The organism is Microbacterium marinilacus, from assembly GCF_019753765.1.
Taxonomy (GTDB): Bacteria; Actinomycetota; Actinomycetes; order Actinomycetales; family Microbacteriaceae; genus Microbacterium; species Microbacterium marinilacus.
In genome coordinates this window covers 303,630-323,739 of sequence record NZ_JAIJZW010000004.1, presented here as the reverse complement: position 1 = coordinate 323,739, position 20,110 = coordinate 303,630, and the positions used below count along the sequence as shown (strand labels likewise).

Annotated in this window: 19 protein-coding genes; 18 read left to right on the top strand and 1 reads right to left on the bottom strand. The window is 71.3% G+C overall.

The window, feature by feature from the left end; translation table 11 throughout:
- Position 1 precedes the first annotated feature (1 nt).
- From aroC to nusB, 5 genes are all read left to right on the top strand, one after another.
- Complete coding sequence (gene aroC / locus K5S26_RS09350; protein ID WP_221857701.1) at positions 2-1,240, top strand: chorismate synthase; 1,239 nt, start codon at positions 2-4, stop codon at positions 1,238-1,240.
- Positions 1,224-1,790, top strand: a complete 567-nt coding sequence (locus K5S26_RS09345) for a shikimate kinase (RefSeq protein WP_221857700.1) — start codon at positions 1,224-1,226, stop codon at positions 1,788-1,790. Before aroC ends, K5S26_RS09345 begins: the two co-directional genes overlap by 17 nt.
- Positions 1,787-2,908, top strand: a complete 1,122-nt coding sequence (gene aroB / locus K5S26_RS09340; RefSeq protein ID WP_221857699.1) for a 3-dehydroquinate synthase — start codon at positions 1,787-1,789, stop codon at positions 2,906-2,908. Before K5S26_RS09345 ends, aroB begins: the two co-directional genes overlap by 4 nt.
- A gap of 128 nt (positions 2,909-3,036) precedes the next feature.
- Entirely contained in the window at positions 3,037-3,597 is a 561-nt protein-coding gene (gene efp / locus K5S26_RS09335; RefSeq protein ID WP_221857698.1) for an elongation factor P, read from the top strand.
- Positions 3,598-3,616: 19 nt separating this feature from the next.
- A complete protein-coding gene (gene nusB, locus K5S26_RS09330; protein WP_221857697.1) occupies positions 3,617-4,027 on the top strand; it encodes a transcription antitermination factor NusB in 411 nt (136 codons plus the stop codon).
- A 229-nt stretch (positions 4,028-4,256) separates the two neighbouring features.
- Here nusB and K5S26_RS09325 read toward each other — a convergent pair whose 3' ends face one another.
- Entirely contained in the window at positions 4,257-4,808 is a 552-nt protein-coding gene (locus tag K5S26_RS09325) for a hypothetical protein (protein ID WP_221857696.1), read from the bottom strand.
- A gap of 239 nt (positions 4,809-5,047) precedes the next feature.
- Between K5S26_RS09325 and K5S26_RS09320 the strand changes: the two genes are divergently transcribed.
- From K5S26_RS09320 to K5S26_RS09260, 13 genes are all read left to right on the top strand, one after another.
- Positions 5,048-5,371 carry a hypothetical protein gene (locus tag K5S26_RS09320; protein ID WP_221857695.1) on the top strand — a complete coding sequence of 108 codons (324 nt, stop codon included), beginning with the start codon at positions 5,048-5,050 and terminating at the stop codon, positions 5,369-5,371.
- A 149-nt stretch (positions 5,372-5,520) separates the two neighbouring features.
- Positions 5,521-6,384 (top strand): GNAT family N-acetyltransferase, encoded by an 864-nt coding sequence (locus K5S26_RS09315; protein WP_221857694.1) that lies wholly within the window; start codon positions 5,521-5,523, stop codon positions 6,382-6,384.
- A gap of 217 nt (positions 6,385-6,601) precedes the next feature.
- The gene (gene pyrR, locus K5S26_RS09310; RefSeq protein WP_221857693.1) at positions 6,602-7,156 is read left to right on the top strand and encodes a bifunctional pyr operon transcriptional regulator/uracil phosphoribosyltransferase PyrR; all 555 of its coding nucleotides are present in this window, start codon (positions 6,602-6,604) and stop codon (positions 7,154-7,156) included.
- Positions 7,153-8,127 carry an aspartate carbamoyltransferase catalytic subunit gene (locus K5S26_RS09305; protein ID WP_221857692.1) on the top strand — a complete coding sequence of 325 codons (975 nt, stop codon included), beginning with the start codon at positions 7,153-7,155 and terminating at the stop codon, positions 8,125-8,127. Before pyrR ends, K5S26_RS09305 begins: the two co-directional genes overlap by 4 nt.
- Positions 8,128-8,221: 94 nt before the next feature.
- Positions 8,222-9,553: a dihydroorotase gene (locus K5S26_RS09300; RefSeq protein WP_221857691.1), complete on the top strand. Its 1,332-nt coding sequence runs from the start codon at positions 8,222-8,224 to the stop codon at positions 9,551-9,553.
- Entirely contained in the window at positions 9,550-10,065 is a 516-nt protein-coding gene (locus K5S26_RS09295) for a PH-like domain-containing protein (protein ID WP_221857690.1), read from the top strand. Before K5S26_RS09300 ends, K5S26_RS09295 begins: the two co-directional genes overlap by 4 nt.
- Entirely contained in the window at positions 10,062-11,255 is a 1,194-nt protein-coding gene (carA, locus tag K5S26_RS09290; protein ID WP_221857689.1) for a glutamine-hydrolyzing carbamoyl-phosphate synthase small subunit, read from the top strand. The genes K5S26_RS09295 and carA overlap by 4 nt, the downstream gene beginning before the upstream one ends.
- The gene (gene carB, locus K5S26_RS09285) at positions 11,255-14,596 is read left to right on the top strand and encodes a carbamoyl-phosphate synthase large subunit (RefSeq protein WP_221857688.1); all 3,342 of its coding nucleotides are present in this window, start codon (positions 11,255-11,257) and stop codon (positions 14,594-14,596) included. The genes carA and carB overlap by 1 nt, the downstream gene beginning before the upstream one ends.
- Positions 14,593-15,447, top strand: a complete 855-nt coding sequence (pyrF, locus tag K5S26_RS09280; RefSeq protein ID WP_221857687.1) for an orotidine-5'-phosphate decarboxylase — start codon at positions 14,593-14,595, stop codon at positions 15,445-15,447. Before carB ends, pyrF begins: the two co-directional genes overlap by 4 nt.
- A complete protein-coding gene (gmk, locus tag K5S26_RS09275) occupies positions 15,440-16,366 on the top strand; it encodes a guanylate kinase (RefSeq protein ID WP_221857686.1) in 927 nt (308 codons plus the stop codon). The genes pyrF and gmk overlap by 8 nt, the downstream gene beginning before the upstream one ends.
- 57 nt (positions 16,367-16,423) lie before the next feature.
- Entirely contained in the window at positions 16,424-16,678 is a 255-nt protein-coding gene (gene rpoZ, locus K5S26_RS09270; RefSeq protein ID WP_221857685.1) for a DNA-directed RNA polymerase subunit omega, read from the top strand.
- Between the two features lie 181 nt (positions 16,679-16,859).
- Complete coding sequence (gene metK / locus K5S26_RS09265) at positions 16,860-18,047, top strand: methionine adenosyltransferase (RefSeq protein ID WP_221857684.1); 1,188 nt, start codon at positions 16,860-16,862, stop codon at positions 18,045-18,047.
- Positions 18,048-18,073: 26 nt separating this feature from the next.
- Positions 18,074-20,068, top strand: a complete 1,995-nt coding sequence (locus tag K5S26_RS09260) for a primosomal protein N' family DNA-binding protein (protein ID WP_221857683.1) — start codon at positions 18,074-18,076, stop codon at positions 20,066-20,068.
- Positions 20,069-20,110 lie beyond the last annotated feature (42 nt).

Here is a 20,110-nt window from a genome sequence, read left to right as displayed (position 1 = left end):
CATGCTCCGCGTGCTCACGGCCGGCGAATCGCACGGCCCCGAACTCATCGCCGTCATGGAGGGCCTCCCCGCCGGAGTCCCGCTGCTGCCCGCCGACATCCAGGCCGACCTGCAGCGTCGGAAGCTGGGCTATGGTCGCGGCTCCCGCATGAAGTTCGAGCAGGACGAGCTGTCGATCTCCGGCGGCGTCCGCCACGGCCTCACGCTCGGCAGTCCGATCGCGCTGCGAATCGGCAACACCGAGTGGCCCAAGTGGACCGAGGTGATGAGCCCCGAGCCCGTCGAGCTGACGGAGCGGTCCCGCGGACGCGGCGCGGCGCTGACGCGCCCCCGGCCCGGGCACGCCGACCTGGTGGGCATGCAGAAGTACGGCTTCGACGAGGCCCGACCGATCCTGGAGCGCGCGAGCGCGCGCGAGACGGCGGCACGCGTGGCGCTCGGCGCCGTGGCTCGGGCCTTCCTGGCCGAGCTGGGCATCCGGCTGGTCAGCCACACGCTCTCGATCGGCACCGTGCGGGTGCCCGACGACGCAGCGCTGCCGGCGCCCGACGACGTCGCGGCACTGGACGCGGATCCGCTACGGTGCTTCGACGCGGCCACCTCGGAGCGGATGGTCGCCGAGGTCGACGCGGCGAAGAAGGACGGCGACACCCTCGGTGGCATCGTCGAGGTGCTGGCCTACGGTCTGCCGCCCGGGCTCGGCTCCCACGTGCACTGGGACCGGCGCCTCGACGGCAAGCTGGCTCAGGCGCTGATGAGCATCCAGGCCATCAAGGGCGTCGAGGTCGGCGACGGCTTCGAGACCACGCGCCGTCGCGGCTCCGCCGCGCACGACGAGCTCTTCGTGACGGGCGACGGGATCGCCCGCGGCACCGACCGCGCGGGCGGCACGGAGGGCGGCATGTCCACCGGCACCGTGCTGCGCGTGCGCGCCGGGATGAAGCCGATCGCGACCGTGCCGCACGCGCTTCGCACGGTGGACGTCGCGACCGGGGACACCGCGGCCGCACACCACCAGCGCTCGGACGTCTGCGCGGTGCCGGCGGCCGGTGTGGTGGCCGAGGCGATGGCGGCGATCACGATCGCCGACGCCGTGATCGAGAAGTTCGGCGGCGACTCGGTCGCCGAGACCCGCCGCAACCTCGACGCGTACGTGGCATCGATCGCGGAGACCCTGCGGACCACGTCCGGCCTGCTCGACGCCGACGAGGCCGCGCTCGCCCATGACCTCGCCCGCTGAGGCCCGTACCCCCGCCGTCGTGCTCGTCGGGCCGATGGGCGCCGGGAAGTCGAGCATCGGCCGCCGGCTCGCGAAGGCCCTCGGCGTGCGCTTCGTCGACACCGATGCCCGCATCGTGCGTCGGCACGGCGCCATCGCCGACATCTTCGCGAACCACGGGGAAGCGCACTTCCGTGCGATCGAGCATGAGGCGGTCAGCGACGCGATCGCCGGCGGCGGCGTGGTCGCCCTCGGCGGCGGCGCCGTGCTCGACCCCCGCACGCGTCAGGCGCTGGCGGCGCACCGCGTGGTGCTGCTGACCGTGGACGAGCGCGTGGTCGCCGGGCGGATCCGCAGCCAGAAGCGCCCGCTGCTGAACACGGACGAGGATCCCGTCGCCGCCTGGGCGCGCATCCGCGACGAGCGAGAGCCCGTCTATCGCGCGGTGGCCGACGTCGTGTTCGACACGTCGCGAGGACCGCTGCAGGACGTGGTGACCGCCATCGCCGACTGGGCTCGCGCAGATCAGGCAGCGGGCACCGCCACGGCACACGAGGGGACAGGACGATGACCGAGACCGCAGAGCACACCGTGATCCGCGTGTCGGGGACGCCCGGATACGACATCACCGTCGGGCACGGCGTCGTCGCCCGGCTGAGCGACGCGCTCCCGCCCGCCGCCCGCAAGGTGCTCATCGTGCACCCCCCGACGTTGGCGGCGCAGGCGTACGAGCTCCGCGAGTCGCTGGTGGGCGAACGCGAGATCCTCCTCGCCGAGATCCCCGACGCCGAGCCGGGGAAGCGGATCGAGGTCGCCGCGTTCTGCTGGCAGATCATGGGCCAGGCCGACTTCACCCGCACGGACGTCGTCGTCGGCTTCGGCGGCGGCTCGGTGACCGACCTGGCGGGCTTCGTCGCCGCCAGCTGGCTCCGCGGCGTCGAGATCGTGCAGGTGCCCACCACGGTGCTGGGCATGGTCGACGCCGCCGTCGGCGGCAAGACCGGCGTCAACACGGCGGAGGGCAAGAACCTCGTGGGCGCCTTCTGGGCGCCCCGCGCGGTGCTGTGCGACCTCGACCTGCTGGGCACGCTGTCGGAGAACGAGGTGCTCGCCGGCTTCGCGGAGGTCGTCAAGGCCGGCTTCATCCGCCACCCGGAGATCCTCGACATCGTCGAGGCGGATCCTGCACGCGCCGTCGACGTCACGACCCCCGAGTTCCGGCGCTGCATCGAGCTGGCGATCCGCATGAAGGCCGACGTCGTCGGCGAGGACTTCCGCGAGGCGGGCCTGCGGGAGATCCTCAACTACGGCCACACCCTGGGCCATGCCATCGAGCATGCGGAGCGATACCGCTGGCGGCACGGCGCCGCCGTCTCGGTGGGGATGATGTACGCCGCCGAGCTGTCGCGGCTGGCCGGCCGTCTCTCCGATGCCGCCGTCGACCGCCACCGCCGCGTGCTCGAGCTGCTGGGGCTGCCCACCACGTACCGGGCCGGCGCCTGGCAGACGCTGCTGGCGACCATGCAGCGCGACAAGAAGTCGCGCGGCGGCATGCTGCGCTTCATCGTGCTCGACGACATCGCGAAGCCGACCGTCCTGCAGGCGCCGGACGAGTCGCTGCTGTTCGCCGCGTATCAGGAGGTCGGCGCCGAGGACCAGGGACGCATCATCAGCACCCGTCGTGGCTAGTCGCGGGCCCGTGCGCCGGGCCTTCGCCGCTCTCGACGTTAGAATCGAAGCTCGGCCCTGATTCGTTCGAGTCCGGAGGCCACCCATTTTCCGCGCCGAGGCGCGCTCAACCGAACGAACGGACCCCCATGGCATCCACCGCAGACATCAAGAACGGCGTCGTGCTGAGCATCGACGCACAGCTCTGGAGCGTCGTGGAGTTCCAGCACGTCAAGCCCGGCAAGGGCGGAGCCTTCGTGCGCACCAAGCTGAAGAACGTCGTGACCGGCAAGGTGGTCGACAGGACGTTCAACGCCGGCGCGAAGGTCGACATCCAGAACGTCGACCGCCGTGACTTCAGCTACCTGTACAACGACGGCGAGAGCTTCGTGTTCATGGACGCGAAGGACTACGACCAGATCAACGTCCCGGCCGCGACGGTCGGCGATGCGTCGAAGTTCCTGCTCGAGAACCAGGAGGTGACGATCGCTCTGCACGACGGAACCCCGCTGTACGTCGACCTCCCCGCCTCCGTGGTCCTCGAGATCACCTACACCGAGCCGGGCCTGCAGGGCGACCGCTCGTCGGCGGGCACGAAGGCGGCGACGCTCGAGACCGGCGCCGAGATCCAGGTGCCCCTGTTCCTCGAGACCGGCACGCGCGTCAAGGTCGACACCCGCACGGGCGACTATCTCGGTCGCGAGAAGTGAGCGCCAAGAGCGAGAAGCGATGAGCGCCCGCACCAAGGCGCGCAAGCGCGCCCTCGACATCCTGTTCTCGGCGGACGTGCGCGGCGACGAGATCGCCGTCGCCCTCGCCGCCGAGGCGAAGCGCGCCGCGTCGGAGCCGGCTCGTCAGGCGTCCTGGCTGTACGCGCGCGAGATCGTCGACGGGGTGATCGACCACGCCGACGAGATCGACGAGCAGATCGCGACGCACAGTCGCGACTGGAAGATCGAGCGGATGCCGGCCGTCGACCGCGCGCTGCTGCGCATCGGCGCCTGGGAGATCCTGTTCAACGACGACGTCCCGACCGCGGTCGCGATCGACGAGGCCGTCGAGCTCGCGAAGGAGTTCTCGACCGACGACTCCGGCGCGTTCGTGCACGGCGTGCTCGCCCGCGTCTCGCGTTCCAGCTGACCGCGGTCACGGAGAGATGGGGCCGGACCCTTCGGGGCCCGGCCCCATCCTGCGTTCTCGCGAGCGATCGATAGGGTGCTGAGCGTGCTGCCCGCCCCCAGGCGGGTGTGGCAGTGCGACCGCGCTTCGGGCGCGCTAGGTGGAGCTCCCCAGGAGTCGCGGACGAATGAGGTGCGATCTGGCCGCGTGCCATAGGACGGCGGATGGTCCGTGGCCAGACGAAACGCCCTCAGATCCAGTCGCAGGCCACGATGAAGTTCTCGGAGTCGACGATCGGGCCGAACTGGACGCTCCGGACCATCGGGTAGGCGATCATGTCATACCGACGCTGATTCGAATTCGCACACGTGTGAAACTGCGACACCGTCTTGACCATGTCGTAGGCGGAGCCCGGGGCCCGCGCCTCGCCCGTTTCCTCCTGGAAGCAGAACGGACCGGTGCACCCGTCGCGCAGCACGACACGAAGGTCATGCTGATAGACGTTGTTCGTGCCACTGCAGTAGTTCTGGCCGCCCCAGTACAGCTGACCGTTCAGCTTCGCGATCTGAGCGAAGTGTCCGGTGCAGTATGTTCCTGAAGACCAAGCTGCACTCACCATGTCCCCGTCTTCATTCGGCACTTCGTCCGGGAGGGTGAAGACATAGTCTCCGTCCTCGTAGAAGTAGAAGGTCGCGCCGTTGACGTCTCGCTCCACCGATACGACATCGCCCGTCACCCCTTGCTGGGCCAACTCGTCGGCATCGATCGGTGGCGCGCTTGCGTCGGGGCCTTCCTCGATCACGCTGCCACCGAGGACTCGCGGTTCTGACGACGAATGAACCGTAGGTTCCGGTTCCACGGGATCCTTCCCGTCGTCTGCGTTCGCAACAGCCGGACTTCCAATGAGGAGAACTGCGGCGAAGAGAACTGACGTCATTCTTCGAAGCTTGCGCACTGCGAGACCTGCCCTTCTCACTTTGTGAATCGCCTAACAGCGACACGAACAGCCATATCATCAAGGAGACCAATTCGGAGGTGCAAGTGAATTCTTCCCCCGGCAACCCGCTCGATCTGCTTCTTCGCGGGCGCAATCAAGCCATCGACGCGCTGGGCGCCGCCCTGACGGAAGCCAAGGAAGTAGACGAGCGCATCACTGATGCCTGCGCGCAGGGAGCGACCGCCGACGAACTAGCAGCAACTCTCGGAGTGACCGCATCAGTGGCGCGGGAACTTGCCGCCGGGACGACGACGTTCTCCAGCTTTCTCCTGAACAGCGCCATCGCCGACTCCCTGCCAGACCGGTCAGCCAGAGCGCGCCGTACGGCTGCTTTCCGGGCCGCCGATCGCTCGGATCCGACTCAGTAAGACGCGACCCCACGACCGACACCACGCGGCCGGTACCGCCCAGCCCAGCCTCCACCCCTCTGGGGGTGCTGTTCGTAGGCCGCGTTGCGGGTTGCGGAGGCACGGCTGTGCGGAGCTCCCGTAAGCGGGGGACCGCTAGGGTGCTGAGCGTGTTGCCAGACCCGACCGATCGTCTGCGTTTCCGAGCCATGCGGGCCTCGGACCTGGATGACGTCGCCGCACTGCTCGGCGACCCACGGGTGATGACGTACTACCCGGCGCCGAAGAACCGAGACGAGGCGGCGGCCTGGATCGACGCGAATCAGCGCCGCTACGCCGCTGACGGACACGGCCTGTGGATCATCGAGACCCACGACGGCGCGTTCGTCGGCGACTGCGGGCTGACGTGGCAACGGGTCGGCGGTGAACGCAAGCTCGAAGTCGGCTACCACGTGCGCGCCGACCTGCAGGGCCGTGGGTACGCCACGGAGGCTGCCGTCGCGTGCCGGGACCTCGCGGTCACGGCCACGGACGCCGTCGAGCTCGTCGCGATCGTCCACCCCGACAACGCCGCGTCGCGCCGTGTCGCGGAGCGAGTCGGTATGACGGACGTCGGCCTCGACCGCGACTCGGCGCCGTCGCGCCGGTTGCTCGGGATGTCCCTCGCCGCCCGGCGAACCCCGCAGGCCTTTCTCACGGAGTACGCGCGCCTCACGGACGCGCACGATCTCCGGCGGCTCGCGCCCCTGATCGCGGCGGACGCCACCTACTGGTTCACGGACGGATCCCACACCGGGCGAGACGAGATCCTCCGGGCGATCGCGTTGACCTTCGACACCATCCCCGACGAGGACTACGTCATCACGGACATCGAGTGGGTTGCCGCGAGTCTCGATCTCGCTGTTGCGCGATATCGCTTCAGTTGGCGCGGGACTGTGCACGGCGAGGCCGCAGAGGGAGCCCGCCGCGGCACCAACGTCATGATGCGTCGAGCAGGCAGCTGGGTCATGACCCACGAGCATCTGAGCACCTGACCTCCTCGAACGCGCGCGCATCCGAGGACGACACGTGGAAAGTCGCGGGGATGTGCCGGATCGAGGGGCGATACGCGAGTCGGATCCGCTGCCCGGCACATGTCCTCGATCAGCGGCGGGTGTTCCGCGACCGTGCGCGGAATGGGTGTGGCGCCCGGTATGCTCGAAGCACCTGCACCTTTAACACCGTCCCGTGAGGCGGAGAAGGGAGTGGCGGATGAGCACGCGTACCGGCCTGCTCCGCACCGTTCTGCACAGCGCCGACATCGACAGGGCCCTGACTCGGATCGCTCACGAGATCCTCGAGTCCAACAGAGGCCCGGACGACCTGGTCCTGCTGGGCATCCCCACCCGCGGCGTGCCCCTCGCGCACCGCCTCGCGAGCCTCATCGAGCGCTTCGGAGGAGCGGAGGTGCCGGTCGGTTCGCTGGACATCACGATGTACCGCGACGACCTGGCCCATCATCCGACACGCACGCCGCACCCCACCGAGATCCCCGCGACGGGCATCGACGGCAAGGTGGTCGTGCTGGTCGACGACGTGCTGTTCTCGGGACGCAGCATCCGTGCGGCCCTCGACGCGCTGCTGGACTCGGGGCGTCCCGCCGCGGTGCGGCTGGCGATCCTCGTCGACCGCGGACACCGCGAGCTGCCGATCCGCCCCGACTTCGTGGGCAAGAACCTGCCCTCGGCCCGCAGCGAGCACGTCAACGTCCGGCTCGCGGAGATCGACGGCGCCGACGAGGTCTCGATCGAGGGGAGCGGAGAGTGAGGCACCTGCTCGACACGCGGACACTCGCCCGCGACGAGGCGATCCGGATCCTCGACGTCGCGGAGGACATGGCGGACACGCAGTCCCGCGAGGTCAAGAAGCTGCCGACGCTGCGCGGCAAGACGGTGGTGAACCTCTTCTTCGAGGACTCCACGCGCACGCGGATCTCGTTCGAGGCCGCCGCCAAGCGCCTGTCGGCGGACGTGATCAACTTCGCGGCGAAGGGCTCGAGCGTCTCCAAGGGCGAGAGCCTCCAGGACACCTCGCAGACGCTGCAGGCGATGGGCGCCGACGCGGTCGTCATCCGCCACGGCGCCTCCGGGGCGCCGCGCACGCTCGCGACCAGCGGGTGGATCGACGCGGGCGTCGTCAACGCCGGCGACGGCACGCACGAGCACCCCACCCAGGCCCTGCTCGACGCCTTCACGATGCGCAAGCGCCGCTACGGCGCGGCCAGCCGGGGGCGGGACCTGAGCGGCTTCCGCGTCGCGATCGTGGGCGACGTGCTGCACTCGCGGGTGGCCCGCTCGAACGTGTGGCTGCTGCACGTCCTGGGCGCGGACGTCACTCTCGTCGCGCCGCCGACGCTCCTGCCGCAGGACGTGTCGGCGTGGCCCGTCACCGTCCGCTACGACCTCGACGACGCCATCGCCGACGGGCCCGACGCGCTGATGATGCTCCGGATCCAGCTCGAGCGCATGAACGCCGCGTATTTCCCCTCTGAGCGGGAGTATTCGCGGCGTTGGGGCCTCGACGCCCTGCGTCTGGCGGCGCTGCCGGCCGATAGCATTGTGATGCACCCCGGCCCGATGAACCGCGGGCTGGAGATCTCCGCGGAGGCCGCCGACTCGCCCCGCTCGACAGTGCTCGAGCAGGTCCGGGCGGGCGTGTCGGTCCGGATGGCCGTCCTGTACCTGCTGCTGGCGGGGGAGCGCACGGCAGGCGACCAGAGGAACGAGGAGGACCGGTGAGCGCGGTGACGCCCATCGGGCGCGGACGGAGCGATCGGCCGTCCTGCGTGGGCATGCCGGATGAGCACAGCGAGCGAGTCGAAATGAGAGCCAAGTGACCGAGTCGAAGTCGTTCCTCATCGTCGGCGCCTCGATCGAGGGCGGCGGGCGCGCCGACCTGCTCGTCGAGGACGGGCGGATCGTCGAGGTCGGCACCGGGTTGAGCCGCGCGGGCGCGACGCGCGTCGACGCCGACGGCCTGGTCGCCCTGCCCGGGCTGGTGGACCTGCACACCCATCTCCGCGAACCCGGCTACGAGGCGAGCGAGACGATCCTCACCGGCACCCGCGCCGCGGCGGCCGGAGGATTCACCGCCGTCTTCGCGATGCCGAACACCTCGCCGGTCGCGGACGTCGCCGGTGTGGTGGAGCAGGAGCTGGCGCTCGGAGAGGCCGCCGGCTACGCGACCGTGCAGCCCATCGGCGCCGTGACCGTGGGGCAGAAGGGCGAGCGACTCGCCGAGCTCGGCGCGATGGCCGACTCCCGTGCCCGCGTGCGGGTCTTCAGCGACGACGGCTTCTGCGTGTGGGATCCGCTCATCATGCGCCGCGCGCTGGAGTACGTGAAGGCCTTCGACGGCGTCGTCGCCCAGCACGCGCAGGATCCGCGCCTCACCGAGGGCGCGCAGATGAACGAGGGGATCGTCTCCGCGGAGCTCGGCCTGGCCGGGTGGCCCGCCGTGGCGGAGGAGTCGATCATCGCGCGGGACGTCCTCCTCGCCGAGCACGTCGGGTCCCGGCTGCACGTGTGCCACCTGTCGACAGCCGGGTCGGTCGACATCGTCCGCTGGGCGAAGAAGCGCGGCATCGACGTGACCGCCGAGGTGACCCCGCACCATCTGCTGCTCACCGACGAGCTCGTGCGCGACTACGACGCGCGTTACAAGGTCAACCCGCCGCTGCGCACCGCCGAGGACGTGCAGGCCGTCCGAGAAGGCCTGGCGGACGGCACGATCGACATCGTGGCGACCGATCACGCCCCGCACCCCGCCGAGGCGAAGGCCTGCGAGTGGGCGGCGGCGGCGAACGGGATGGTCGGGCTGGAGAGCGCCCTGCGCGTCGTCCACGAGGCGATGGTCGAGACCGGCCTGCTCGACTGGGCAGATGTGGCGCGCGTGATGTCGAAGACCCCGGCACGCATCGGCCGTCTCGAGGGCCACGGCACCGACCTCGTCGCCGGACTGCCCGCCGAGCTGACGCTGTACGATCCGACGCGGCGCGAGCCGGCTGCCGGCGGCGTCTTCGGCGCGTCCGACCTGCGAGGCCGCAGCGCGAACTCGCCCTATCTGGGCCGCGAGCTGCCCGGACGCGTGCAGTGGACGTTCCACCGTGGTCACGCCACCCTCGCCGACGGCGAGCTGGTCGACCCCCCGGCGGTGCACGCATGAGCCAGCAGCTGCCCGGCATCCTCCTCTTCGTCTCGCTCGCGATCGTCGCCCTCGCCCTGATGGTGTGGGGATGGCGGCGGCGCGCGCGTCGAGATGCCGGAATCGCGGCGCCGACCGGCCCGGCCCGGGGCACGCGGCGCGCCTCGTTCGGGGGGCTGTACGTCGCGACCACCCGCCACGACCAGCCGCTCGACCGGCTGAACGTCCGGCACCTCGCCTTCCGCTCTCGGGTCGCGATCGCCGTGACCGACGCGGGGGTCGCCCTCGACATGCCCGGCGAGCCGACGGTGTTCCTCGACGCAGGACGACTCGACGGCGCCGGCCGCGCGACCTGGACCATCGACCGCGTCGTCGAGGCCGACGGCCTCGTGCTCGTCGCCTGGACCGCGGACGACGGCACCGTCTGCGACACCTACATCCGCCTGCAGGACGGCGATCCCGATGCCCTCGTGGCAGAGATCGAACGCCTGCGCACCGACTTCGCCTCCGCTGCGATGGGAGCAGAACTGTGACATCCATTCTCGACCGCCCGTCCCTCCTCGACCGGGAGCCCGCCGTGCTCGTCCTGGAGGACGGCACGCGCTACCCCGGACACGCCTACGGCGCGCGAGGCACCACTCTCGGCGAGGTCGTCTTCACCACCGGCATGACCGGCTACCAGGAGACCCTCACCGACCCGTCCTACGCGGGCCAGATCGTGCTGCAGACCGCGCCGCACATCGGCAACACCGGCGTCAACACGCAGGACCCGGAGTCACGACGCGTCTGGGTGGCCGGCTACATCGTGAGGGACCCCTCCCGCGTGGTGTCGAGCTGGCGCGCGGAGGAGTCGCTCGACGACGCGCTCGAGCGCGACGGCATCGTGGGCATCAGCGGCATCGACACGAGGGCCATCACCCGCCACATCCGGTCCGCCGGCAGCATGCGCGGCGGCATCTTCTCGGGTGAGGCCGCAGGCGTCGACCCCGAGGAGCAGGTGCGCCTCGTGGCCGAGGCGCCGCAGATGACCGGCCAGAACCTGTCCGATCAGGTGTCGGTCGAGGTCGCCGAGGTGACCCCGGCGGAGGGCGCGCGCATCGGCAACCTCGCCGTGATCGACCTGGGCATCAAGCAGGCCACCGTGAACAACCTCGCCCGCCGTGGGTTCGAGGTGCACGTCCTGCCGCAGAGCGTGACGAAGGAGCAGCTGCTCGCGATCGACCCGGTCGCGGTGTTCTACTCCAACGGGCCGGGCGACCCCGCGGCGTCGGAGGACCACGTGCAGCTGCTGCGCGGCGTGCTCGACGAGGGGCTGCCGTTCTTCGGCATCTGCTTCGGCAACCAGCTGCTCGGACGCGCCCTCGGCCTCGGCACGTACAAGCTGCCCTTCGGACACCGCGGCATCAACCAGCCGGTGAAGGACAAGCTCACGGGGCGCGTGGAGATCACCGCCCACAACCACGGCTTCGCGGTCGACGCCCCGCTCGAGGGCGAGTTCGACAGCCCCGCCGGATACGGACGCATCGAGGTCAGCCACGTCGGGCTCAACGACGACGTCGTGGAGGGCCTGCGCGCGCTCGACATCCCGGCCTTCTCGGTGCAGTACCACCCGGAGGCCGCCGGCGGCCCCAACGACGCCAACTATCTCTTCGACCGTTTCGCCGACATGGTGCGCGAGCACCGCGGCACGGCGACCGGCAACGCCCAGGAGGACACCCACTGATGCCCAAGCGCGACGACATCCAGTCCGTCCTCGTGATCGGCTCCGGCCCGATCGTCATCGGCCAGGCCTGTGAGTTCGACTACTCCGGCACCCAGGCCTGTCGGGTGCTGCGCGAGGAGGGCGTGCGCGTCATCCTGGTCAACTCGAACCCGGCGACCATCATGACCGACCCCGACTTCGCCGACGCGACGTACATCGAGCCGATCACCCCCGAGGTGATCGAGACGATCATCGCGAAGGAGAAGCCCGACGCGATCCTGCCGACCCTCGGCGGCCAGACCGCGCTCAACGCGGCCATGGCGCTGCACGAGCGCGGGATCCTCGAGAAGTACGACGTGGAGCTGATCGGTGCGAAGCCCGACGCGATCCGCAAGGGCGAGGACCGGCAGGTCTTCAAGGAGCTCGTGATCGAGTCCGGCGCGGAGGTGGCGCGCAGCGTCATCGCGCACACGATGGACGAGGTCATCGCGGGGGCCGAGGAGCTCGGCTACCCGCTCGTGGTGCGCCCGTCCTTCACGATGGGCGGACTCGGCTCGGGCTTCGCGTTCGACGAGACCGACCTGCGGCGGATCGCGGGCGCCGGCCTGCGGGAGTCCACCACCACAGAGGTGCTGCTCGAGGAGTCGATCCTCGGATGGAAGGAGTACGAGCTCGAGCTGATGCGCGACACGGCCGACAACACGGTCGTCGTCTGCTCGATCGAGAACGTCGACCCGGTCGGGGTGCACACGGGCGACTCGATCACGGTGGCGCCCGCGCTGACGCTCACCGATCGCGAGTACCAGCGCCTTCGCGACATCGGCATCGACATCATCCGGGCGGTGGGCGTCGACACCGGCGGCTGCAACATCCAGTTCGCGGTGAACCCCGAGAACGGCCGGATCATCGTGATCGAGATGAACCCCCGCGTCTCCCGCTCGTCGGCGCTGGCGTCCAAGGCGACGGGCTTCCCGATCGCGAAGCTCGCGGCCAAGCTCGCCCTCGGCTACCGACTCGACGAGGTGCCGAACGACATCACGAAGGTGACGCCGGCGTCCTTCGAGCCCACGCTCGACTACGTCGTCGTCAAGGTCCCGCGCTTCGCGTTCGAGAAGTTCCCCGCCGCCGACCCCACCCTCACGACCACCATGAAGTCGGTGGGCGAGGCGATGGCGATCGGGCGCAACTACGCCACGGCCCTTCAGAAAGCGCTGCGCTCGGTGGAGAAGCGCGGATCGAGCTTCCACTGGGGCGACGAGACCCGCACGGTCGACGAGCTGCTGTACGAGGCCCGGACGCCGACCGACGGGCGCATCGTGCTCGTGCAGCAGGCGCTCCGCAAGGGCGCGACGATCGAGCAGGCGTTCGACGCGACCGCGATCGACCCCTGGTTCCTCGATCAGATCGTGCTGATCAACGAGGTCGCCGCGGCCGTGCACCATGCCGCGGAGCTCGACGAGCGTGTGCTGCGCCTGGCGAAGGAGCACGGCTTCTCGGACGCGCAGATCGCGCAGCTGCGCGGGATCGAGGAGGCGGAGGCCCGCGCCGTGCGGCACGGTCTCGGCCTGCGCCCGGTGTTCAAGACGGTGGACACCTGCGCGGGCGAGTTCCCGGCGCTGACGCCGTACCACTACTCGAGCTACGACTTCGAGACCGAGGTGACGCCCTCCGACCGCAAGAAGGTCGTCATCATCGGCTCGGGACCGAACCGCATCGGGCAGGGCGTCGAGTTCGACTACTCGTGCGTGCACGCGTCCTTCGCGCTGTCCGCGGCGGGCTTCGAGACCGTGATGGTCAACTGCAACCCCGAGACCGTCTCGACCGACTACGACACGTCGGACCGCCTGTACTTCGAGCCGCTCACGCTCGAGGACGTGCTCGAGGTGCTGCACGCCGAGTCGCTCTCGGGCGAGATCCACGGCGTGGTGTGCCAGCTGGGCGGCCAGACCCCTCTGGGCCTCGCCAAGGGCATCGAGGACGCCGGGTACACCATCCTCGGCACCAGCCCCGCGGCGATCGACCTCGCCGAGGACCGCAAGCTGTTCGGCGAGATCCTCGAGCGCGGCGGTCTCGTCGCGCCCCGCAACGGCACTGCCGTGAACGAGGCCGAGGCGGTCCGCATCGCCGAGGAGATCGGCTACCCGGTGCTCGTCCGGCCGAGCTTCGTCCTCGGCGGCCGCGGCATGGAGATCGTCTACGATCCGCCCAGCCTGCGCGACTACTTCGCCCGGATCGCCGAGCACGCGATCATCGGCGACGACGCGCCCCTGCTGGTCGACCGCTTCCTGGACGACGCCGTGGAGATCGACGTCGACGCGCTCTACGACGGGCACGAGCTCTACATCGGCGGCGTCATGGAGCACCTCGAGGAGGCCGGCATCCACTCAGGCGACTCGAGCTGCGCGCTGCCGCCCATGTCCCTCGGCCGCACCGAGATCGACCGCGTGCGCGAGGCGACCCTCGCGATCGCCCAGGGCGTCGGCGTCCGCGGCCTGCTGAACGTGCAGTTCGCCATCAGCGCCGGCGTGCTGTACGTCATCGAGGCCAACCCGCGGGCCAGCCGCACCGTGCCCTTCGTCTCGAAGGCGCTCGGGATCCCGCTGGCAAAGGGCGCCTCGCGCATCATGGCCGGCGACACCATCGACGCGCTGCGCGCCGAGGGCCTGCTGCCGGCCGTGGACGGCTCGCGGGTGCCGCTCGACTCGCCGGTCTCGGTCAAGGAGGCCGTGCTGCCGTTCAAGCGCTTCCGCACCCGCGAGGGCGACATCGTCGACTCGGTGCTGGGTCCGGAGATGCGCTCCACCGGTGAGGTCATGGGCATCGACCGCGACTTCCCGACCGCGTTCGCGAAGAGCCAGGCGGCGGCATACGGCGGGATCCCGCTCGGCGGCACCGTGTTCATCTCGGTCGCCGACGCCGACAAGCGCGACGTCCTGCTGCCGGCGCACCGCCTGCAGCAGCTGGGCTTCGAGATCCTCGCCACCGAGGGCACCGCGGAGATCCTGCTGCGCAACGGCATCCGCGCGGAGGTCGTCGGCAAGTTCAGCGACCCGCAGCGAGCAGCCGGATCCGAGGACGGGACCGAGGGCGCCCAGAACATCGTCGACCTCATCAACGCGGGCCGGGTGGACATGATCGTGAACACGCCGAGCGGGATGTCGGCGCGTGCCGACGGCTACGAGATCCGCGCGGCTGCGGTAGGCGGGGACAAGGCCCTGTTCACCACGATCGCGACGCTCGGCGCCGCGGTGAGCGCGATGGACACGATGCACGACGGGTTCGGCGTGAAGAGCCTGCAGGAGTACGCCGTCGAACGCGCGGAGCGCCTCGAGGCCGCCGCGGAGCCGGTGGGGGTCGCGTGACGTCGTTCGGAGAGCGCAGCCGGGCCGCGGTCGCGCGGCACGGCCGGCTCTGCGTGGGGATCGACCCGCATGAGCCGCTGCTGGCCGCCTGGGGCCTGACGGCGTCGGCGGCGGGCGTGCGCGACTTCGGTCTGCGGACGATCGAGGCGGCCGCGGGCCGGGCGGGCTTCGTGAAGCCGCAGGTGTCGTTCTTCGAGCGGTTCGGCGCCGCAGGGCTCGCGGCGCTCGAGGAGGTGCTCGCCGCGGGTCGCGCGGCCGGCCTGCTCGTGATCGCGGACGCCAAGCGGGGCGACATCGGCTCGACGATGGACGCCTACGCGGCCGCCTGGCTCACGCCCGGCGCCCCGTTCGAGGCGGACGCTCTGACCGTCAGCCCCTACCTCGGCGTCGGAGCGCTCTCGGGCGCCTTCGACCTCGCCCACGCGCACGACAAGGGCGTGTTCGTGCTCGCGGCCACGAGCAACCCGGAGGCCGCAGCGGTCCAGCGGGCGACGACCGCCGAGGGGCGCACGGTCTCCGGCGAGGTCGCCGCCGACATCGCGGCCAGGAACGCGCTCGTCACGGACGAGGGCTCCTGGGGGAGCATCGGCCTCGTGATAGGCGCCACCGTCGACTGGCGGGATGCGGGGCTCGCTCCGTTCTCGCCCCCGGCCCCGATCCTGGCGCCGGGCTTCGGGCACCAGGGCGCTCGTCCCGATCGGCTGACGGAGGTCTACGGCCGGATGTCCTCGACGGTGATCGCCAGCGAGAGCCGCAGCATCCTGTCGGCGGGCCCGGACGGCATCGCCGACGCCATCGCCGCGGCCGCCGCCGCCTACGCACACGCCGCTGAGGGGAGCCCCGATGTCTGACCCGGCTGCCGGCGCGCAGCGGCCACCCGAGGTCGATCGCGCCGCCGCCTCCCGCAAGGCGGTCGCCGCGCGGCGCGCTCGCGCGTCCCTCAAGCGCGACCTCGCCACCCGAGTGGTCACCCCGCAGGAGGTCCTGCGTCGCGCCGTCGCCGACCCCGCTTCCGCGGCCGGCACGCTGCGGGTGCCGGACTTCCTGACGTCTCTGCCCGCCATCGGCGAGGGCAAGCGCGACCGCGTCCTGACCGACCTGGGCATCTCGCCCGTGAAGCGGCTCGGCGGCCTCGGAACCCGCCAGCTGCGCGCGCTCGGCGATTGGCTCGACCAGCGCATGCCCGAGCCGCGCCCCCGACCGGGGCGCAGCCGCCTGCTGGTGCTCGCCGGTCCGACGGCGGTCGGCAAGGGCACCGTGTCCGCCCGCATCCGCGAGGACCACCCCGAGATCCTGGTGTCCGTCTCGGCGACGACGCGTCCGCCGCGTCCGGGCGAGCAGGACGGCGTGCACTACTACTTCGTCGACGACGACCAGTTCGATCGGATGCTCGCCGACGACGAGCTGCTCGAGCATGCCGTGGTCCACAACAAGCACCGCTACGGCACGCCGCGCGGCCCCATCGAGAAGGCCCTCGACGAGGGGCGCACGGTGCTGCTCGAGATCGACCTGCAGGGCGCGCGGCAGGTGCGCGCGGCCGAGCCCTCCGCATCGCTCGTGTTCCTGCTGCCGCCGAGCTGGGACGAGCTCGTCAACCGGCTCGTGGGGCGCGGAACCGAGGACGCGGAGGAGCGCAGCCGCCGCCTGCGCACGGCGCGGGTCGAGCTGGCCGCCCAGGGCGAGTTCGACTTCCACGTCGTGAACGAGGACGTCGCCGAGGCCGCCCGGCAGGTCGTAGACTTGGCAGATACTTCCGCGCAGGCCGACTGAGAACGTCGGTGGCCTCGGAGGCCACCGGAGAGCGCGCGACGACACAGGAGGATCCGAATGACGACGGACAACAAGGGCATCATCGACCCGCCCATCGACGAGCTGCTCGACAAGGTCGACTCGAAGTACCAGCTGGTCATCTACGGCGCGAAGCGCGCCCGTCAGATCAACGACTACTACACGGATCTCCACGAGGGGAACCTCTTCGACAACGTGGGTCCGCTGGTCGACTCGTCCGTCGAGGACAAGCCGCTGACGATCGCGCTGCACGAGATCCACCAGGACAAGCTGCGCCTGCGTCACGCGGAGTAATCCTCGGGTCAGCGGCCTTGTGCCCGCCGTCCCGACGGGATGAGGGTGGAGGTCCCGCGACCAGCGGACTCCCGCCTTCGCCCCCTGTCGGTGGTCGCCTCCAGAATGGATGGCGACCACCTTCGTCTGTGACCACCCATCCGTCCGGATCTCGCCGCACGATCCCGTCGTCAGGAGCCGCATGAGCCTTCGTCTTTTCACCTCGGAGTCCGTCACCGAGGGGCATCCCGACAAGATCTGCGACCAGATCTCGGACAGCATCCTCGACGCACTGCTGGCGAGCGACCCCGAGAGCCGGGTCGCCGTCGAGACGCTCGTGACGACCGGCCTGGTGCACGTCGCAGGAGAGATCCGCACCGACGGATACGTCGAGATCCCCGCGATCGTGCGCGGCGTCATCAACCGGATCGGGTACACGTCCAGCGACATGGGCTTCGACGGGGACTCCTGCGGCGTCAGCGTCTCGGTCGGCGAGCAGTCGGGCGACATCGCGGCCGGCGTCGACAAGGCGCTCGAGACCCGGGAGGGCTCGTCCGACGCCTACGACGAGCTCGGAGCGGGCGACCAGGGCATCATGTTCGGCTTCGCCGCGAGCGAGACGCCGCAGCTCATGCCGATGGCGGCGTGGACGGCGCACCGCCTCGCGGAGCGCCTCACGGAGGTGCGCCGCAACGGCGAGATGCCGTTCCTCCGCCCGGACGGCAAGACCCAGGTCACCCTGGGCTACGACGGCTTCTCGCCGAAGACCGTCGACGCCGTCGTCGTCTCGACGCAGCATCACCCGAAGCTGAGCCAGGAGGAGATCCGCGCCGAGATCGAGGCGCGCGTGGTCCGTCCGGTGCTCGAGCAGACGGGCCTCGACCACGGCGGCGTCAAGCTCTACATCAACCCCGCGGGTCCGTTCGTCACCGGCGGGCCGAAGGGCGACGCCGGCCTGACGGGTCGCAAGATCATCATCGACACGTACGGCGGCGCGGCGCGGCACGGCGGCGGCGCGTTCAGCGGAAAGGACCCGTCGAAGGTGGACCGCTCGGCGGCGTACGCGATGCGCTGGGTCGCCAAGAACGCGGTGGCGGCGGGCCTCGCGGAGCGCCTGGAGGTGCAGGTCGCGTACGCGATCGGCAAGGCGAACCCCGTGGGACTGTACGTCGAGTCGTTCGGCACGGGCGCGGTCTCGGATGACGACATCGCCGACGCGATCCGCTCGGTGTTCGACCTGCGCCCGGCCGCGATCATCGAGCAGCTCGACCTCAAGCGCCCGATCTATGCGCAGACCGCCGCATACGGGCACTTCGGCCGGGAGCTGCCCGACTTCACCTGGGAGCAGACCTCGCGCGTCGACGAGCTGCGTCGCGCGGCGGGGCTCTGACCGCCGCCGAGCCGGGGGAGGTCGGGATGTCTCGGCGCGTCGCACGCGTGCTGATCGACTCGCCGCTGCCGCAGCTCGACCGCCTGTTCGACTACGCGATCCCGGACGAGCTCAGCCCGGCCGTCGTGCCGGGGGTGCGGATCAAGGCGCCGCTGCGCACCGCGGGGCGGGTGGTCGACGGCTTCGTGGTGGAGGTCTCCGAGGAGTCCGACGGCGATCGTCCGCTGTCCGAGCTGGACGCGGTCGTGTCGTCGGCCGAGGTGCTGCCCGAGCGGCTGTACGGGCTGGCGCGCCGGGTGGCCGACCGTGCGGCCGGCTCTGCCATCGACATCCTGCGGCTCGCGATCCCGAAACGCCAGGTGCGCGTCGAGAAGCAGTGGCTCGCCGCTGAGCGGCGGGACGCCCCGGAGGTCGGCGCCGAGGCGGTCGATGCAGCGCGGGCCGTCCTCGCGGGCTTCCCCGGCCTCGCCGAGAAGCTGACCGAGGGCGCGCGCGTCGCGGTGGACGCGCCGCCCCGTCTCGAGGGTGGGCGACCCGCTTGGACCGCGCTGCTCGCCGCCGCCGCGGCGGTCGTGCTGTCCGCGGGGCGGTCCGTGGTGCTGGCCATGCCGGATCACCGCGACCTGGACCTGTTGCACGGAGCCCTGACCGACGCCGTGCCGAGCGACGCGATCGTGCGCCACGACGCCGCGCAGACGGGGCCGGAGCGCTACCGGGGGTTCCTCCGGACGCTTGATGACGCGCCGTGCGTGGTCATCGGCAACCGCTCGGCCGTGTACGCCCCCGTCTCCCGTCTCGGCCTGATCGGGATCTGGGACGACGGCGATCCGCTGCTGGACGAGCCGCTCGCGCCGTATGTCCACGCCCGCGACGCGGCGCTGGTGCGGCAGGAGGTCGCCGAACCCGCATCGGGGGAGCGGCCCGCGCTGCTGCTGGCCGGGCACACCCGCACGACGGACGTCGAGCGTCTCGTCGCCGTGGGCTGGGTCGAGGAGGTGCCCGCGGCCCGCCGATACACGCCGCGCGTGGTGCTCAGCGCCCTGAGCGACAGCGAGCGCCCCGGTGCCCGGATACCGTCGGCCGCGTTCCGCGCCGCCCGCGACGCGCTGGCGCACGGCCCGGTGCTCGTGCAGGTCGCGCGTCCGGGTTACGCCCCCACGCTCGTGTGCGCCGACTGCCGCGCGCCCGCTCGCTGCCGCCATTGCGGCGGGCCGCTGCACGCGCCGGGCCGCGGCGCCGTCCCGGTGTGCGGCTGGTGCGGCAGAGCCGCGCACGCGTGGACGTGCGCGGCCTGCTCATCCCCGAAGGTGCGCCTGGCGTCGTCAGGGAGCGAACGGACCGCGGACGAGCTCGGACGCGCCTTCCCCGGCGTGCGCGTGGTCGTCGCGGACGGCGCGCATCCGGTGCGGGAGGTGGACGACGCTCCCGCACTGGTCGTCGCGACACGCGGGGCCGAGCCGCTCGCGGAGGGCGGGTACCGTGCCGTGCTGCTGCTCGACGGCGAACGGATGCTCCAGGCGCCCGAGCTGCGCATCGGCGAGGCCTGCCTGCGGTGGTGGTCCAACGCGGCGGCCCTGGCCGCGCCGGACGCACAGGTGCACCTCGTCGGCGTCGAGGGCGCCGTGGCCCGGGCGCTGGCCACATGGACCCACGGGGCCTACGCGCGGGCGGAGCTGGGGGAGCGGGCGCCGCTGCGGATGCCACCGACCGCGCGGGTGGCCCGTCTCGAGGGGGACGTCGCCGCCGTGGACCGCGCGCTCGCCACGCTCCGAGAGGACATCCCCGACCTGCCGCCCGACGCGGTTCTCGGCCCCGTTCCGGTCGATCGGCAGGGATGGCCGGGTGCGCGCGCCCTGGTGCGCTTCGAGTACGGGCGGGGCGCGGCCGTCGCCGGCAGCCTGCGCGCATCGGTCGTCGCGGAGGCCGTGGGGGCACGCTCGTCCCGCCGGGGCCCGGCGAAGTCCCGGGCGCCCCGGAATATACTCCAGGCCAGGCTCGACATCGTCGAGCCGGAGCTGTGACGGGCGCCGCCGCGCCCCGGCCGATCGATCAGACATCCCGCG

Coding starts and splice junctions, on each gene's coding strand:
- pyrR (WP_221857693.1), top strand. CDS start 6,602: ATGAGCACGCGTACCGGCCTGCTCCGCACCGTTCTGCACAGCGCCGAC.
- carB (WP_221857688.1), top strand. CDS start 11,255: ATGCCCAAGCGCGACGACATCCAGTCCGTCCTCGTGATCGGCTCCGGC.
- aroC (WP_221857701.1), top strand. CDS start 2: ATGCTCCGCGTGCTCACGGCCGGCGAATCGCACGGCCCCGAACTCATC.
- efp (WP_221857698.1), top strand. CDS start 3,037: ATGGCATCCACCGCAGACATCAAGAACGGCGTCGTGCTGAGCATCGAC.
- gmk (WP_221857686.1), top strand. CDS start 15,440: ATGTCTGACCCGGCTGCCGGCGCGCAGCGGCCACCCGAGGTCGATCGC.
- K5S26_RS09295 (WP_221857690.1), top strand. CDS start 9,550: ATGAGCCAGCAGCTGCCCGGCATCCTCCTCTTCGTCTCGCTCGCGATC.
- nusB (WP_221857697.1), top strand. CDS start 3,617: ATGAGCGCCCGCACCAAGGCGCGCAAGCGCGCCCTCGACATCCTGTTC.
- aroB (WP_221857699.1), top strand. CDS start 1,787: ATGACCGAGACCGCAGAGCACACCGTGATCCGCGTGTCGGGGACGCCC.
- rpoZ (WP_221857685.1), top strand. CDS start 16,424: ATGACGACGGACAACAAGGGCATCATCGACCCGCCCATCGACGAGCTG.
- K5S26_RS09345 (WP_221857700.1), top strand. CDS start 1,224: ATGACCTCGCCCGCTGAGGCCCGTACCCCCGCCGTCGTGCTCGTCGGG.
- metK (WP_221857684.1), top strand. CDS start 16,860: ATGAGCCTTCGTCTTTTCACCTCGGAGTCCGTCACCGAGGGGCATCCC.
- K5S26_RS09260 (WP_221857683.1), top strand. CDS start 18,074: ATGTCTCGGCGCGTCGCACGCGTGCTGATCGACTCGCCGCTGCCGCAG.